The 14,690-nt window shown below is 50.1% G+C and carries 18 protein-coding genes; 13 read left to right on the forward strand and 5 right to left on the reverse strand.

Features of this window, described 5'->3' with window-relative positions; translation table 11 throughout:
* The first annotated feature begins 4 nt into the window (after positions 1–4).
* From mtrA (FTO68_RS06645) to mtrH, 4 genes are read left to right on the forward strand one after another with little or no spacing between them, the layout of a single operon-like run.
* Positions 5–730 carry a tetrahydromethanopterin S-methyltransferase subunit A gene (mtrA, locus tag FTO68_RS06645; protein ID WP_255332601.1) on the forward strand — a complete coding sequence of 242 codons (726 nt, stop codon included), beginning with the start codon at positions 5–7 and terminating at the stop codon, positions 728–730.
* Between the two features lie 5 nt (positions 731–735).
* Complete coding sequence (locus FTO68_RS06650; protein WP_255332602.1) at positions 736–924, forward strand: tetrahydromethanopterin S-methyltransferase subunit F; 189 nt, start codon at positions 736–738, stop codon at positions 922–924.
* Positions 925–930: 6 nt separating this feature from the next.
* Positions 931–1,668: a tetrahydromethanopterin S-methyltransferase subunit A gene (gene mtrA / locus FTO68_RS06655; RefSeq protein WP_255332603.1), complete on the forward strand. Its 738-nt coding sequence runs from the start codon at positions 931–933 to the stop codon at positions 1,666–1,668.
* 16 nt (positions 1,669–1,684) lie between these two features.
* On the forward strand, positions 1,685–2,707 hold the full coding sequence (gene mtrH / locus FTO68_RS06660; RefSeq protein WP_255332604.1) for a tetrahydromethanopterin S-methyltransferase subunit H: 1,023 nt from the start codon (positions 1,685–1,687) through the stop codon (positions 2,705–2,707).
* Between the two features lie 37 nt (positions 2,708–2,744).
* Here the strand turns inward: mtrH and FTO68_RS06665 are convergent, their stop codons facing one another.
* Entirely contained in the window at positions 2,745–4,049 is a 1,305-nt protein-coding gene (locus FTO68_RS06665) for a methyl-coenzyme M reductase glutamine C-methyltransferase (protein WP_255332605.1), read from the reverse strand.
* A gap of 116 nt (positions 4,050–4,165) precedes the next feature.
* Between FTO68_RS06665 and FTO68_RS06670 the strand changes: the two genes are divergently transcribed.
* The 9 genes from FTO68_RS06670 (at position 4,166) to FTO68_RS06710 (ending at position 12,519) form a co-directional block, all read left to right on the forward strand.
* A complete protein-coding gene (locus FTO68_RS06670) occupies positions 4,166–4,366 on the forward strand; it encodes a DUF5320 domain-containing protein (RefSeq protein ID WP_255332606.1) in 201 nt (66 codons plus the stop codon).
* Between the two features lie 195 nt (positions 4,367–4,561).
* Positions 4,562–4,795 carry a DUF5320 domain-containing protein gene (locus FTO68_RS06675; RefSeq protein ID WP_255332607.1) on the forward strand — a complete coding sequence of 78 codons (234 nt, stop codon included), beginning with the start codon at positions 4,562–4,564 and terminating at the stop codon, positions 4,793–4,795.
* Positions 4,792–5,493 carry a NifB/NifX family molybdenum-iron cluster-binding protein gene (locus FTO68_RS06680; protein ID WP_255332608.1) on the forward strand — a complete coding sequence of 234 codons (702 nt, stop codon included), beginning with the start codon at positions 4,792–4,794 and terminating at the stop codon, positions 5,491–5,493. Before FTO68_RS06675 ends, FTO68_RS06680 begins: the two co-directional genes overlap by 4 nt.
* A gap of 10 nt (positions 5,494–5,503) precedes the next feature.
* Entirely contained in the window at positions 5,504–6,355 is an 852-nt protein-coding gene (locus tag FTO68_RS06685; RefSeq protein ID WP_255332609.1) for a nucleotide-binding protein, read from the forward strand.
* Positions 6,352–7,221 (forward strand): ATP-binding protein, encoded by an 870-nt coding sequence (locus FTO68_RS06690; protein WP_255332610.1) that lies wholly within the window; start codon positions 6,352–6,354, stop codon positions 7,219–7,221. The genes FTO68_RS06685 and FTO68_RS06690 overlap by 4 nt, the downstream gene beginning before the upstream one ends.
* Positions 7,218–7,586, forward strand: a complete 369-nt coding sequence (locus tag FTO68_RS06695) for a DUF134 domain-containing protein (protein WP_255332611.1) — start codon at positions 7,218–7,220, stop codon at positions 7,584–7,586. The genes FTO68_RS06690 and FTO68_RS06695 overlap by 4 nt, the downstream gene beginning before the upstream one ends.
* 172 nt (positions 7,587–7,758) lie before the next feature.
* Positions 7,759–9,960: a tetratricopeptide repeat protein gene (locus FTO68_RS06700; protein WP_255332612.1), complete on the forward strand. Its 2,202-nt coding sequence runs from the start codon at positions 7,759–7,761 to the stop codon at positions 9,958–9,960.
* 77 nt (positions 9,961–10,037) lie between these two features.
* Positions 10,038–12,113 (forward strand): ABC transporter substrate-binding protein, encoded by a 2,076-nt coding sequence (locus FTO68_RS06705; RefSeq protein ID WP_255332613.1) that lies wholly within the window; start codon positions 10,038–10,040, stop codon positions 12,111–12,113.
* Between the two features lie 61 nt (positions 12,114–12,174).
* The gene (locus FTO68_RS06710) at positions 12,175–12,519 is read left to right on the forward strand and encodes a hypothetical protein (RefSeq protein WP_255332614.1); all 345 of its coding nucleotides are present in this window, start codon (positions 12,175–12,177) and stop codon (positions 12,517–12,519) included.
* A gap of 16 nt (positions 12,520–12,535) precedes the next feature.
* Here FTO68_RS06710 and FTO68_RS06715 read toward each other — a convergent pair whose 3' ends face one another.
* From FTO68_RS06715 to FTO68_RS06730, 4 genes are all read right to left on the reverse strand, one after another.
* Positions 12,536–12,868, reverse strand: coding sequence for a DUF2769 domain-containing protein (locus FTO68_RS06715; protein WP_255332615.1), 333 nt, complete (start codon positions 12,866–12,868; stop codon positions 12,536–12,538).
* Between the two features lie 73 nt (positions 12,869–12,941).
* Positions 12,942–13,472: a (d)CMP kinase gene (cmk, locus tag FTO68_RS06720; protein WP_255332616.1), complete on the reverse strand. Its 531-nt coding sequence runs from the start codon at positions 13,470–13,472 to the stop codon at positions 12,942–12,944.
* Positions 13,472–14,104, reverse strand: a complete 633-nt coding sequence (locus tag FTO68_RS06725) for a DUF106 domain-containing protein (RefSeq protein WP_368659885.1) — start codon at positions 14,102–14,104, stop codon at positions 13,472–13,474. The genes cmk and FTO68_RS06725 overlap by 1 nt, the downstream gene beginning before the upstream one ends.
* Before the next feature lie 9 nt (positions 14,105–14,113).
* Positions 14,114–14,686, reverse strand: a complete 573-nt coding sequence (locus FTO68_RS06730) for an adenylate kinase (protein ID WP_255332617.1) — start codon at positions 14,684–14,686, stop codon at positions 14,114–14,116.
* Between the last annotated feature and the right edge of the window lie 4 nt (positions 14,687–14,690).

Genomic DNA, 14,690 nt, shown 5'->3' on the forward strand with positions numbered 1-14,690 from the left:
AAAGATGGCAGAAAAGAAATCACCGGCAAGCGGATGGCCAACCGTCAAGGGAGACTTCCATTCTGGCGACGCAAACAGCTGTGTAGCTGTTGTCACCATGGGATCCCACCTTGATGAAGCGGGCATCTGTGCAAGCGGAGCTGCATTATGCGGATCATGCAAGACCGAGAACCTCGGGCTTGAGAAGATCATCGCAAACATCATTGCAAACCCAAACATCAGGTTCGTCCTCGCGTGTGGAACGGAAGTGAAAGGCCACTTAAGCGGTCAGTCACTTGAAGCACTCCACAAGGGAGGCGTCTCAGGCGGTAAAATCGTCGGAGCCGAAGGGGCAATTCCCTTCATCGAGAATCTCGACGATGCGGCTATCAAGCGTTTCCAGGAACAGGTTGAATACGTCAACATCATGGAGACTGAGGACGTCGGCAAGATCAACGCCAAGATCGCAGAACTCACGGGACGTGACCCGGGAGCATTTGCCGGAGACCCGATGATTGTCGAGGTCAAAGAGGCAGGCGGAGCAGGTGGCGAAGAATCAACCGGCGAAGTCAAACCACTCTCAGGAGAACTTGCCCTCATCCATGCCCGGATGAAGATAATCCAGGGAATGGTCACCGATATCGGGTACCGTGACAGGTTCGCAGCTGGCGTATACTCAGGAAAAATCGAAGGGCTGATGATTGGTCTTGTGGTAATATTTACCATTATTGGATTCCTTCTGATGGGGTGAGTAAAATGGCAGGTTCTAGCATCAGAATGACATCAATTGATAACATGGTTGAGAACATCCGATACAAGGCGCAGATCATCGCCAGAACCAATAAGCTTGATTCTGGCATAATGGCTGCAGGAATCCCCGGATTCGTTGCCGGGCTTCTCCTTGCCTTGATCTTCGTGATGGTGCCGATCCTGGTTCTGGGGTGAAGAAAGATGGCAGAGAAGAAATCACCGGCAAGCGGATGGCCAACCGTCAAGGGAGACTTCCATTCTGGCGACGCAAACAGCTGTGTAGCTGTTGTCACCATGGGATCCCACCTTGATGAAGCGGGCATCTGTGCAAGCGGAGCTGCATTATGCGGATCATGCAAGACCGAGAACCTCGGGCTTGAGAAGATCATCGCAAACATCATTGCAAACCCAAACATCAGGTTCGTCCTCGCGTGTGGAACGGAAGTGAAAGGCCACTTAAGCGGTCAGTCACTTGAAGCACTCCACAAGGGAGGCGTCTCAGGCGGTAAAATCGTCGGAGCCGAAGGGGCAATTCCCTTCATCGAGAATCTCGACGATGCGGCTATCAAGCGTTTCCAGGAACAGGTTGAATACGTCAACATCATGGAGACTGAGGACGTCGGCAAGATCAACGCCAAGATCGCAGAACTCACGGGACGTGACCCGGGAGCATTTGCTGCAGACCCGATGATTGTCGAGGTCAAAGAGGCAGGCGGAGGCGGTCTTGAAACATCAGTTGCCGGAGCGAACCCCCAGTTCCTTGAGATTGAGAAACGGCTTGACGCAATTGAGAAGAAGATCGAATTTGCAGACGCAGAGATTGCCCAGAGGGTGGGCAGGAAGATCGGACGTGACATCGGCATCCTCTATGGCCTTGTAGCAGGGCTCATCGTCTTCATCATGCTGCTTATGCTCCTTCCGAAAATTAGTATGCTCTAAGTGAGGTGTTCCAACTATGTTCAGGTTTGAGAAAGAACAGACCGTTCTCGACTTTAATGGAATCAAGATCGGTGGACAGCCAGGCGAATACCCAAGGGTACTCGGCGCATCCATCTTTTATAACAAGCACGAGACCGTGCTTGACGATCACACAGGAAAGATTGACAAAGCAAAGGCAGAAGCGCTCTGGAACCGCTGTATGGAGTTGTACGATATCACCGGCAACCCATACTTCATCCAGATCATCGCCGAATATGGCGAGGCATTCGAGAGCTACTTCAGCTGGTTTGACAGTATCGACAACAAGACCCCCTTCCTGATGGACTCATCAGCACCGGCAGCACTTGCCCATGCATGCGAGTATGTCACGGAAGTAGGCCTTGCAGACCGTGCAATCTACAACTCAATCAACGGTTCGATCCCGCAGGAGAACATTGATGCACTCGCTGCTTCAGATGTTAACTCCGCAATCGTCCTCGCCTTCAATCCCGGTGACCCTTCAGTTCCCGGACGTGAGAAGGTGCTCGTTGAGGGTGGCGTTGCAGGTCAGGCAAAGGGTATGCTCCAGATCGCAGAAGAGGCAGGTATCACCCGCCCGATCCTCGACACAGCAGCAACCCCACTCGGCCTTGGATCAGGCGGCTCCTTCCGTGAGATCCTTGCATGCAAGGCGATCCATGGTCTTCCGACCGGTGGTGCTTACCACAACATGACTGTGTCATGGACCTGGCTGAAACGCTGGAGAAAGAGCGTCCTTGAAGAGCAGTACAAAGGAAAAGATGTACTCCTCGAACAGATGGGACACCACCACTTCGGCGGATTCCAGGGAATCAAGCAGGCCGCATGGTCAAGCCCCGATATCGGGTGCAATATCATGGCAATGACTCTTGGTGCCGACTTAATTATGTTCGGTCCAATCGAGAACTGCGAGGGTGCAGCAACTGCAACCGCATTCACCGACATCGTGCTTGCTGAAGCATGCCGCGAACTCGGTGGAGACGTGCAGGAACCAAACCACCCCCTGAATAAACTCGTATAAATCGAGGATCAGTGGTGGTGGGAAAAACCACCTTTTTTTATTTCCCGTACCGAAGAAGGCATTCGGTTGCTCTTCTGATATCAGATCCCTGTTTCCGTACTTCCGCAAGATAGAGATCAAATGTCCGATCATCGGCCATTGAAAGTACCGGCTTGTTGAGATCGGCATGGAGCATCAGATCAAAGGCACGCGCTTCTGCAACAGACAGTCCAAGAGCCTTATATTCTCCCGTATGAGGCATATAGACAGGGTTTTCATGTTGGGGTGTGGAGAGGACAAGATCTGCAAGCGGCGTTTTAGGAATCGGCTCTGCCGCACTTACAAAAACATCGTCAAGTGAGAGCTCTTCGATCAGATCTTTGGTCTTCTGATAGTCATCTTGGGATTCGCCGGGATATCCCACAATAAAACTCCCCGCAACCTTCAGCCCATGGTCACGGCAGCGGCGCACGGCATCCCTCACCTGATCAACATCTGCCCCTTTCCGCATCTTTCTGAGAATGGCTTCACTGCCTGACTCAATCCCAAAAAAGACCCAGCCGATGGTATAGTCACGGATTGCATCAAGCACCTCGTCAGTGATGCAATCCACCCGGATATCCGGGGAGGAGAGATTCTTCCTTCCCATAATCCCGGCAATCCCACTGAGCAGATCAACAAAAGCAGGGACATTCATCTTCCCCTGCTCAGAGGCATAGAGCGATCCGGTTCCCCCGGAGATGGAGACACGATTCGCCCCGGCATCCCTGAATGCCTGCACTTCAATGAGAATAGCCTCAATACTCCGGCTTCTGATCTCCTGCCCGAAGTACCGGGGCACCTGGCAGAAGCCGCATCCGCCGATACAGCCACGGTGCGTTTCAATATATACATTCGCACCCCTGATATTCTGTTTCCCGATATCAGAAGGTATCAGGGGAAGAGGACGCTCCATTGGCGCTGGAGAAGATGGACCGGTAGTGACCATCCTCCCTTCTTCCATATAGGCAATCCCCTGCATTTCGGGTGAGGGGCCATCACGAACCAGCCGTGGCGTGGTCACTTCACCCTCTCCAATAACAACTGCATCCGGGGATAATTCACCAAGTACCATAGCCGGATGCGAAGATACCGGACCACCGACATAACACCTGCCGCCCCGCTTCTTATGTGACTCAATTACTTTTTTTATACGATCATCAAAGAGATGCTGGGTGGAATAGAGCGATAGAAGCAGGATTTCAGCAGTTGTATTTTCAATGAAATGCGATATGGAAACATCATGTCCCTGCTCCCTGAGCACTCCGCCGATCACCATTGCGCCATAAGTGACGATATCCGGAGAGATGACCTTGATCCTCATGATATGGGATTATTTGAAAGGACACAAACATAAACAAACCGGGTTGTTAGTACAATCAATACCTTTTTGGCATTATGCGCATATGAGTACTTATTACCAAAAACAGGTGATACACAATGCCAGGATTTGATAGAACAGGACCCCGCGGTATGGGACCACTAACTGGACGGCGTTTGGGGCGCTGCGTTGCCATGGAACCTGACGTACAGGATGCAGTACAGACTGAAAGACAAATGCTAATCGGACGTGGAAGAGGCGGAGTCGCACGCGGAGGCGTTAGGGGATTTGGCAGGAGATGGACACAGAGACGGTTTTAATATACCTCCAATTTTTCAGGGCAACCAAGAGGAACACAAGAGAACCATTCTGAGGAATCACTATTGATTGCCCTTTCACTCCCCTCTTCATAAACATAGAATGAAACCCAAAAGCTATGAGGTTTCATGAGTAAGACCACAATATTTAAGTATTTTTGCGCATATGAGTACATATACCAAAACAGGTGATACATAATGCCAGGATTAGATGGAACAGGACCCCAGGGTATGGGGCCAATGACCGGAAGGCGCATGGGGCGCTGTGTTGCCCCGGCACCTGACGCACAGAGTGCAGTACAGACTGAAAGACCAATTTACGGACTCGGAAGAGGCGGTCTGCCACGTGGATGCGGCAGAGGCTTTGGCGGAGGACGTATGCGTGGAGGGAGATTCTTCCAGCCCGCAAACCAGACGGAGGTGCAAGAGTGAAGATCGCAATCGCAATGGATGGAACAGAAGTATCGGCTCATTTTGGACATTGTCAGAAATATGCCATATTTTCTGTTGAGAACGACAAGGCTGTCAGGGGAGCAGATCTTAACAGCCCCGGACATGAACCCGGAAAACTTCCCCGCTTCCTTGCAGAACATGGTGCAAACCTTGTGATTGCAGGAGGCATGGGTCCACGGGCAATCGATCTCTTCCACCAGAATGGCATTGATGTCATCCTGGGGGTTTCCGGAGATGTCGATTCCGTAGCGGAGGCATATGTACGCGGAGATCTTACAGCCGGGGAGAGCACATGTCATCACGGACCTGAAGACGAATGCGGCCATGACGACAGAGAAGGAGCAATAATCTGCATTACAGCACAGGCTGCAGGCGTGGATGCACCCTTTGAAGAGCGGTTTGGACGTGCGCCTTACTTCATCATTCTTAACCTGAAGACAGGAACAATTGAATCGGTTCAGAATGCGTTTGCCCAGGCATCAGGGGGCGTTGGTCCACGATCGGTTTCAACCGTTGTCGACCATGGGGCACAGTATCTCATCACCGGACAGATGGGGGGCAATGCCGCAGAGGCGCTTGCTACAAGCGGGATTAAAGCCTACTCCTATCGCGGCGGCGGCACGGTTGCTGATGCAGTGAAGGCATTTCTTGCCGGAAATCTCCCCTCAATCTCCTGATCCTTTGCTTATGAAGATTGCAATCGCAAGCGGAAAAGGAGGAACCGGCAAGAGCACAGTGGCAGCCAATCTTGCCTTTTCACTTGCACAGAGGCAGCCGGTTACCGTTGTCGACTGTGATGTTGAGGAGCCAAACATCCACCTTTTCTTTCCCGCACAATCAGAGGATCTCCCGGTAATGGTACAGATCCCTGAGATTGATTCTACACGGTGTACATACTGTGGAGCATGCGGGGAGTTCTGCCGGTTTGGGGCACTGACCATCTTTAAGGATCGCCACCTCTTTCTTCCAGAACTCTGCCACTCATGTGGAGGGTGTCTTCGGGTCTGCCCGATTGGAGCTATCAATGAAATTGAGAGGCAGATTGGAGTGGTTCAGATCCGAAAACCCATTCCGGGACTCACCCTTATTACAGGCTTGTTACAGGAAGGGGAGGTTCAGGCGCCGCCTGTTATCAGGATGGCAAAGGATCAGGCAGAAGGGCATCCCCTCATCCTCTACGATGCTTCACCGGGAATTGCATGCCCCGTCATCGAGACACTTGATGGCGTGGATTATTGCATATTTGTGACCGAATCAACCCCATTCGGCATCCATGATCTCAGGCTCGCATACGGTGTTGCTGAGGAGCTTGGGATTCCTTCCGGTGTTGTGATAAACCGCAGTGATGGAGATGATGAAATAATCAGGGATTTCTGCACAGCACATTCACTACCAGTCCTTATGACTATTCCATTTGATAGGGAAATAGCTGCTATCCAGAACAAAGGAAACCTTATCGCGTGCGAACTTTCGGGATGGAAAGAGCAGTTCATTGAACTTTTTGATTCGGTGATCAAAACGATGGAGGGAGTACAATGATCAGGATTGCAGTGATCAGTGGGAAAGGGGGAACTGGGAAGACGATGGTGACCTGTGCACTCGCGGATACCAATACCAGGAAACAGGTGCTGGCAGACTGCGATGTTGATGCAGCCAACCTCGAGCTCCTCCTCTCACCCACACATCTCACCACTGAGCCGTTTTCCGGTCTTGATGTCGCACGAATCGATCCGGATCTCTGTATTGGGTGTGGAATCTGTGTCAACACCTGTGCATTCGGCGCTATAACGATGCACGATGAACGGGCGGAAGTACATCCTCTCCATTGTGAAGGATGCGGACTCTGCTGCTATATCTGTCCGGAAGGTGCAGCAATGATGGAAAAGAGGGTCTGCGGCGAGATCTATACCTCTTCAACAGAATTTGGCCCGCTCGTTCATGCCCGTCTCTTCCCCGGCTCTGGCACATCCGGACTCCTCGTCCATGAAGTGAAGAAACGGGCACTCACTATCGATCCATCCGCAGAGGTGCTCCTCGTCGATGGACCCCCCGGGATCGGCTGTCCCCTTATCTCAACGATCAGCGGGATGAACGCAGTACTGATCGTCACCGAGCCCAGCGTTTCAGCCCTCCATGACTGCAAACGTCTTGTGACTGTCTGCCGGAGGTTTGACCTCTCTATTCTCCTGTTGATAAACCGGTTTGATCTCCTTGAAGAGATTACCAGCGAAATCGAGGCATATGCAGAAGAAGAAGGAATCGCAACTGTTGGTAAGATCCCATTTGACAGTGCTGTTGTAACCGCAGTCAGGCAGGGCACCCCGATCACACGAACCGATAGTCCGGCTTCAAAAGTCATCTCGACAGTCTGGGACCAGATTAGATTCAAACTTGATATGCCATGACACCACAACAGGACGGTAGAGGATGCTGCGGAAAGCGGCGTGGACGGCCACGAGTTGCCCGTATGATCGATGACGAGGGGCAATTCAGGTGTTTTGCACCGCTATGCGGAAACAGGACGGTTCATGAGGAGCAGATTCTCCTTCTTCCCGAAGAGCTGGAGGTGCTGAGGCTTGTCGATCTCCTTGGCTTTGACCAGGAAGCGGCAGCCGCCACCATCGGCATCTCCCGAAAAACCCTCTGGCGTGACCTCCATGAGGCACGGAGAAAAATTGCCGATGCACTGGTCTATGGCAAGACCATCCGGGTGCTTGGGTGTCTGCGCCGGGATGCAGAAGACTGTCCATCCGATATCCAAACAGAATAGATATGACACAGTATCTTCAGAACAACCTTTTATATGAAAATGCATGGAAACACCCATCATTTTCATCTTGTATTCCTGTTGCCCTTATGGACATCAGGGGTGTTTTTCCTCTCCTATTCCATACGATCATTCCGTCGAGAGAGTGATATAGCTGTATAACCAACTCTGATGCATGCATCAGTACGGAGGCATATCAGAGGTATTCCCGGATTATTCAGTGATACGAGAGGAGATCAGATCAAAAAAACACGTTGACGTAGAAACGCTTTTTGGGGAGATGATTCTCCAGATCATCTTCCTCCGGAGAGTTGAGACTGATCCTGCGTTCCGATGGAATGTCTGCATCAAGATCTCTTCAGATGAAAAATCATCTGATGCACTGCGCAAAACATTCACCAATGCCGCTTCCGTATCATCGGACTTTGTTGAAGAAGGTCTTCTCCGTCTCCGCATGATGGAAAAGAACCCCGATGCCATCTGCTGCCTCTTTGCAGAAGAAAGCGATCTGCCAGTTCATTACTGGCAGACAAAAAGGGCAGGTTTTCTATACCAGACTATTGCATACCAGACTGCACTCCAGACCCAAACACCCGAAAAGCCAGGACTCCTGCACCCGATGGACAGGGTAATCATCAGCTCCTTCATGGAGGAGACAGAAGGGTATATGATTACAGCAGACATCAAAGAAAGCTCGGGTATAAAAAAATACACAGATATCATTACCGCTGTTGCATGCCGCTCTTTTCTGGCTTTATCATATGATGAGAGGGTCTCCATCCTGAACAGACGATATCCTGAGGATGGATGGGAGACGCTCATTCGGGGATTTATGATCTTTGAGCCGTCACAGCATATGGTACTGGACGGAGCACGCTATTGTGCTGCAACACACCAGATTATTGCCGCACGAAGCCTGTACTCCCAGGCATGCTGCCATACTGATGACCCACATATCAAACATCTCTCGTACAGGGAGATGGGGCTTATATCCCGGAATATCGGGGAGTATGAACGTGCATTTTCTGAGTTCCAGTCTGCTCTTGAAGCTGCCCGTGAGAGCCCGGAGGATGATTCCACAGTATTTCATGATGAGCTGATTTACCTCTGTGAAACCGCCGAGAAGCTTGGTTTATCAGAAGAGGGCAATACCATCTTCGATAGGCTGATTTCAATTGCCCGAAACCTGAAAGGAGAAGAACGATCACGTCTCCTCATACAGATCGCATCATCATGCAGACGATCCGGGTGGTTTGATCGGGAATATGCATTAATCGAGGATCTGATCGGGGAGGATGAATGCAGCGACCATATCTTATCCCGTCTGGATACACTGAACCGGGCGATGAGAAGAGACGGCAGCTTCGATACGGCCCTGCTTCTTGATCTGGAGGCAGGAGCTGGAGCAGAATACACCGCCCTCCGGGGTATCCTCGCATTTGGCGCATTCCAGTTCGATGATGCATGTATATGGTTTAATACGTCAGTTACCATTAAGAACACTCCTGAAGTACGCCTCTGGAGAGCAAGGGCGGCATGGTATGCCAATAAACCTTCTGTAGATTTATATTCCGCAAAAGACGATCTTCTTGAAACCCGTATCATATCCGCATTACTCAGGAAACAAACGATCCGGGAGGCAGCGAAATTGATATACGAACGTGATGATGAGGAGAGCTATGATGCGATTCTTGTCATTTTAGAAGCGATGCAGGGGAAAAACACACCTTCAACCATCTCTTCTCTTGCCGAATCAATCCAGAAAGAATCTCTGCCACAGGAAAACAAGAGGCGGATACTGAGAACAATTGGAAAAGTACTCTCCGAATGCGGTATCCCCGATGCAATCCCAATCCTGAGGAAAGCCCTTAAGATGACGACAGTGAAAGAATCACGTGCCGAGGTCCTCTCTGAGATCGGATACTGGCACGAGACACAGGGGCAGGCAGCAAAGGCAGTAGAGGCATATATGCGGGCGATTATAATACACCAGCAATTCCCTGGTGGCTGGTTCGGGCTTGCCAGAGCATATGCACAGAATGGGGAGTACGATGCCGCAGAAGAGGCGATTAACTCTGCAATCAGGTATATGCCAGGAAAAGAAGAGTACCTGTCGTTTAGAGAATTGCTTCTGAATATGAACAGCACACACGGGCTTGACCCTGCAATGCAGCAACGGATTGATGAAGTTGACCACTGCTTCTTTACATGGGGAGGCGAAGTACCTTCATCATATGCGAATAGATACCAGGCATTGATGAATTCAGATGGTACTGGAACTGTGCAGGAAAGCAGTGAACATGGGCTACCTCTGATGATGGCATCAGAAGAGGTGCTCAGGATACGAAACAGTGTAATCCAAGCACTTCAGCCATGAGATGAAAACTCGCTATTGCGAGGATCTGTATTGAAACTAAGGGCAATGATGCAACCCACCAGGGGATGTGAGGAGGAATGAAAAGGCTCATTTTAATAATCGTCATAGCTCTTGCCCTGTACATGCTGGTTATGTTTGGAGGGATTCCTTCAGGAGAAGATGATCCAGGAGAGGCTTTTTTGTCTGCACCAAAATCGCTGAACATTCTGGCAATACTGCCACTAAGCGGGGACAATATAGATCTTGGATTAGCACAGCAGTATGGGATCAGGCGGGGAACAATCCAGCCACGTGACCATCCGGTGAATCTGTATATTGAGGATTCACAGGGAGACCCCGAACATGCAGTGGCAATCCTCAGAGAACGCAGTAAAACACACACACTTCATGCAATAATCATATCAGGCAGTGATTGTGCTGAGTCCATCGCCCCTTATGCTGAGGAATTGGGTATCCCAATGGCAACCATCGCAGCTCCCCTGCAACCCGGAATTGAAGTGAGCAGAAACAGGATCAGTTTTACACCGCCAATTGGAGCTGAAATTGATGCAATCGCCCCATTCCTCTCTGAATATTCGGATGTTGCCTTTATCTACCCGGATTGCGCAGAGGGAAGAGAGATGGCTGCTCAGATCCAGACGATCCTCTCCGGGAAGAGCATCAGACTGATCGAATATACACAGGAGAGCGAGGATTATACTGAACTCATGCACCCACTCCGGATCACACCGCCAGAGATCTTCATCATCCATGGCGATACCCAGGTGCCGGCGATCGTCTCTGCAATCCGAAGCAGAGGGGCAAACCCGGTCATTCTTATATGGGAGCGCGGCAGCATGCATCTTCTGGAAGAAAAACCGGATTTATCAGAAGGGGTATTTGTCCTTGCACCCGGAATAAATCCGGATCACCCTGTTTTTTCAGGAATAAGCAATCAGACGTCCCTCTTCGCACCAGGTATCGTTGCCGAGTCATTTGATTCAGCACATAGCCTTTCATCATCCATTACAACATGCGAAGGCGATATGGAGTGTCTTGCGGGGTGGTTCTGGAATCGGAAATACACCGGCGCACTCGGCACTATCCAGTTCAATGAGAAGAGAGAGGCATCCTATCATTTTGAGATCCGCCAGATTCGAAGAGGCGAAGCGGAAACTGTCGGGATAATCACTGCACCCAGGACAATTGTCTATATTCATGTGATAACCGGTTCAACTGATGACTGGTTTGTTGATGAAGTGAAGAAGGGTATAGAGGCCGCGTTCACAGTGATCAATGAACAGACAGGCATTGAAATTCCTCTGGCAATAGATAACGGCATTCCTTCTCTCTTTGACGCGCGACTTGGAGCAATCTATGATTTGGGAGATGTACCGGAAGGGACTCAGATCATCGGGACACTTACCATTACTCCGGATGGAAAGACGAGCATATCAGGGGGAGACACAGATCGTGAGAGATCAATCGGAGTTGACAATGAGGCATATATCCGGTACTGCTTCGATTATATCGATGAACAACTGAATGGAGTGGAGAACAAAACTCCTGTTTCCCTTCTTTCAGGGGTTCCAGACGATCCCCTGATCGGAATGGTGCGTACCACCGCAGAAAGCCATGGGTACCAGGTTGAAACTGATATCACCTATGAAGATATTAAAGAGATTGGGTCTGCAATCGATGTAATCATGACAGGCAGCCCTGATACCCCCCTTTTTGTCTCTGTAAGATCACCCGGGGAGGCAGGTGCGATTTTGCTCTCTGCACGGGAAGCCGGGTACTCCCCGGCGATAATCTTTACCCTTGGAGATGCCTGGAAAACTGAATCATTCATCAGAAGAGCGGGCGTCTTTTCAGATGGGATCATTGCCGCCTCGATGTACCAGAGAGAGAGCACAACAGAATCCCTGGCAATACGTAATGTAAATTCACTCATGGTTCGACAGAGTGGACAGGAGATAAACGACATCAGTGCCCGCGCTTTCACCGGAGTCATTATGATAGCCGACGGAACAAACCGTGCAGACAGTATCGATCGCGTTTCCATCGATACTGCAATCCAGATGGCTTTGATGACACCCGAATATGGGGCTCTCTATGATGGAACCACCCATATGGTGCAGATGATAAATGGAGTATACCGGACGATTCTATGACAGTATTATGGAATAACAATACAATATAAGCAACGAGCACATTGACGGAGGAAGAGTATCCATGCCTCGTGAACTAACAGAATATGATATCAGGATCCTGAGAAAACTTGCACCCGAATGTGAGGATCTGATCTGTAATGGCACCAGAACCGAGTTTCGATCCATCCTTCCACCTGTTGCGAACCATTACTCAACAGATGAACATGATTTTAAAAGCCGGCTCGAACGGCTCACCAATGAAGAACTCGAATACCTGATCGAACAGATGCGAAGCGGCAGTGAGAGCGTTGGCTGCATTTCACCTTTCTTCTTTTCAGGACTCCTTGATCTCGTCACACGGCGTCTCTCGAAGAGAGCGGCACAGGAGCTCTTCTCTATCTATGAAAACGATGAGGGATGCGGATAAAGGTTTAAAGGACTCTCTACCTCATCTCAAGAACCGAGAGGACCCGCTGCTGCTGCTCAGTTCCGCGCGTGCAAAAGAACTCCTTCTGAAACCCGACATCCTGATAGACTACGCATTGGTGGCATTTGCATCCGGGTGATTCATCACTGATACATCCCTCCCTGCTCTTTCCAATCGTACAGAAGCAACGATCATCTGCCTTTTCAGCACATTCACGATAGGTCGGACAGGTTGGGCAGATACAGTAATCTTTCCTGGCCATAATGATCCCGGCACGCTCAGAAGGGCTCAAAACTAGCGGATGGTCTGTGATAAGGGCCATATACTTTTCAAATTTTGTAATATCCATAGCACTATTCCTCAGTGATATGAGAGATACAACTGTATAAAAAAGGTACTGAAGGGTGGATTATTCGTAACAATCAACGGTTGATAAGCTCATTAATCGCAGTTATAACGATGAATACAAGAGATGCACGTCCAAATCGCTCTGAGCTGAGTACCATATCATAACAGGAAAGATCCCCGATCTCGATCCCATAGTAGGACCGGTACCGCTGTGCTTCAGAACGCTCTCTCTCTATTGTGACCGCCGTTGCAGTATCGCCGTCCTGAATGTCACGATCGGCAATCCTCTTTGACCGGCATTCTGGGCTGGCTGTCAGCCAGATCCTGAGATCGGCATTCTCCACCATTCTTCCTGCAAGCCGCCCTTCTATTATGATGTTGTCTGAACTCATGCCGATCTCTTTCTGCCGCTCATCAATGAGACGATCAATAGAAGGATCACTCTCGGCAAGCCGCCCGAATGCACCAAGATCCATATTCCGTTCCTTTGCACAGGCACGGAATACTTCACCTGCCGAAATGAAGGTGAATCCAAGTTCGGCGCTGAGTGCCTTTCCAAGAGAGGTTGTTCCACTACCGGGAAGGCCGCTGATGGTGATTCGCATCAGATGCCCCCGATATTAAGGGCCTTCCTGATCACCTGGCTGACGGTGAGCGAACAGATCATATACCAGAGAATCCACGCAGGAAGAATCCAGATTGCCATATCATTCAAACTGATAATTCCCAAAAACGGGAAGACGATGGCGGTATCCATTGTAAGAGCTGCACCAAGATCCATCCCGTGAAGCCGGTAGAGGAGCCAGAAAAAGATAGGAACGGTGATGAGGATGATGTATGCCATCGGCTTGAACTGCTGTTGAGACATCTCAAGCTGATCCTTCATCATGGCATCACGTTTTGCCTCAAGCTTCTTGATGGCTTTTTCATCACCTGCAAGCTGTGCCTCACGGAACTTCATCTGGAACTCTTTCATCTTTGCCTGAACTTCCTGCATCTTCTCATAGTCGATTGTGTACTTCTGAATCAGTGAAGAGTACAGACCGGTTGCCGAGGAGAGGAAGAGGAGAACCGCAAAGAACGGTAGGCCAAAGGTATCTGTCAGAGGTCCAAGTGCAATATCAATAACCCCGGCAATACCATCCCGAACCCACTCTACTCCATATGCAAGCATCAGCCCAAAAGCCAGGATGAATGCGATATATGTCCCGTACTTCTTCATCAGGTTCAGCATCATGCACTTCCACTATTTCAGCACTGCAACAAGGGATTTGACACTCTGTTCAAGGAGATGATCTGCATTTGTGACAATAGCTACGGTGCATCCGGTGAGCATCGCATATGCAGCAGCAAATGAACGGTTCATCTGCTGGTGCTCGCGGATAGAACCGGCACCTTCCATATCCCTGACACGGGATGCATCAGAGAGCCTGCGAATGAGGATCTGATCGTCATCGGTTTCAACGAGGACAATTGTATCGGGCATAAGGGCGGTAAGCACCCACTCAGGAAGACCGGCCAGATATCCGGCCGGGGTCTTCACAGATGCATGCGTATCAATGATCACATTACCATCAATTGCTGCCATCTTCTCAGCAGCAAGCTTTTGAAGGCGTTTCTGGACAGTTCGATCAAGTTTTCGCATCTGGTCGCGATCCTCGGCAAGCCCCTCGGACAGCGCAACCTCAAACATGAATGATCCAAAATTGATGTTCTGGTAGGGGATCCCTTCTGCGAGAAGGGTCTCCATTGCCTGGTTAATGACTGTTGTCTTCCCGACACCGGGAACACCTGTGATGATTATCTTCTTTCCTGCCATGAAT

Origin of the sequence: Methanocalculus taiwanensis, from assembly GCF_024372745.1 — an archaeon.
Taxonomy (GTDB): Archaea; Halobacteriota; Methanomicrobia; order Methanomicrobiales; family Methanocorpusculaceae; genus Methanocalculus; species Methanocalculus taiwanensis.

Excerpts from the sequence above, each read along its gene's own strand:
- FTO68_RS06670 (WP_255332606.1), top strand. The coding sequence starts at position 4,166 with ATGCCAGGATTTGATAGAACAGGACCCCGCGGTATGGGACCACTAACT.
- mtrH (WP_255332604.1), top strand. The coding sequence starts at position 1,685 with ATGTTCAGGTTTGAGAAAGAACAGACCGTTCTCGACTTTAATGGAATC.
- FTO68_RS06690 (WP_255332610.1), top strand. The coding sequence starts at position 6,352 with ATGATCAGGATTGCAGTGATCAGTGGGAAAGGGGGAACTGGGAAGACG.
- FTO68_RS06730 (WP_255332617.1), bottom strand. The coding sequence starts at position 14,686 with ATGGCAGGAAAGAAGATAATCATCACAGGTGTTCCCGGTGTCGGGAAG.
- FTO68_RS06685 (WP_255332609.1), top strand. The coding sequence starts at position 5,504 with ATGAAGATTGCAATCGCAAGCGGAAAAGGAGGAACCGGCAAGAGCACA.
- cmk (WP_255332616.1), bottom strand. The coding sequence starts at position 13,472 with ATGCGAATCACCATCAGCGGCCTTCCCGGTAGTGGAACAACCTCTCTT.
- FTO68_RS06700 (WP_255332612.1), top strand. The coding sequence starts at position 7,759 with ATGCATCAGTACGGAGGCATATCAGAGGTATTCCCGGATTATTCAGTG.
- FTO68_RS06710 (WP_255332614.1), top strand. The coding sequence starts at position 12,175 with ATGCCTCGTGAACTAACAGAATATGATATCAGGATCCTGAGAAAACTT.
- FTO68_RS06675 (WP_255332607.1), top strand. The coding sequence starts at position 4,562 with ATGCCAGGATTAGATGGAACAGGACCCCAGGGTATGGGGCCAATGACC.
- mtrA (WP_255332603.1), top strand. The coding sequence starts at position 931 with ATGGCAGAGAAGAAATCACCGGCAAGCGGATGGCCAACCGTCAAGGGA.
- FTO68_RS06665 (WP_255332605.1), bottom strand. The coding sequence starts at position 4,049 with ATGAGGATCAAGGTCATCTCTCCGGATATCGTCACTTATGGCGCAATG.
- FTO68_RS06725 (WP_368659885.1), bottom strand. The coding sequence starts at position 14,104 with ATGATGCTGAACCTGATGAAGAAGTACGGGACATATATCGCATTCATC.
- mtrA (WP_255332601.1), top strand. The coding sequence starts at position 5 with ATGGCAGAAAAGAAATCACCGGCAAGCGGATGGCCAACCGTCAAGGGA.
- FTO68_RS06650 (WP_255332602.1), top strand. The coding sequence starts at position 736 with ATGGCAGGTTCTAGCATCAGAATGACATCAATTGATAACATGGTTGAG.
- FTO68_RS06705 (WP_255332613.1), top strand. The coding sequence starts at position 10,038 with ATGAAAAGGCTCATTTTAATAATCGTCATAGCTCTTGCCCTGTACATG.
- FTO68_RS06715 (WP_255332615.1), bottom strand. The coding sequence starts at position 12,868 with ATGGATATTACAAAATTTGAAAAGTATATGGCCCTTATCACAGACCAT.
- FTO68_RS06695 (WP_255332611.1), top strand. The coding sequence starts at position 7,218 with ATGACACCACAACAGGACGGTAGAGGATGCTGCGGAAAGCGGCGTGGA.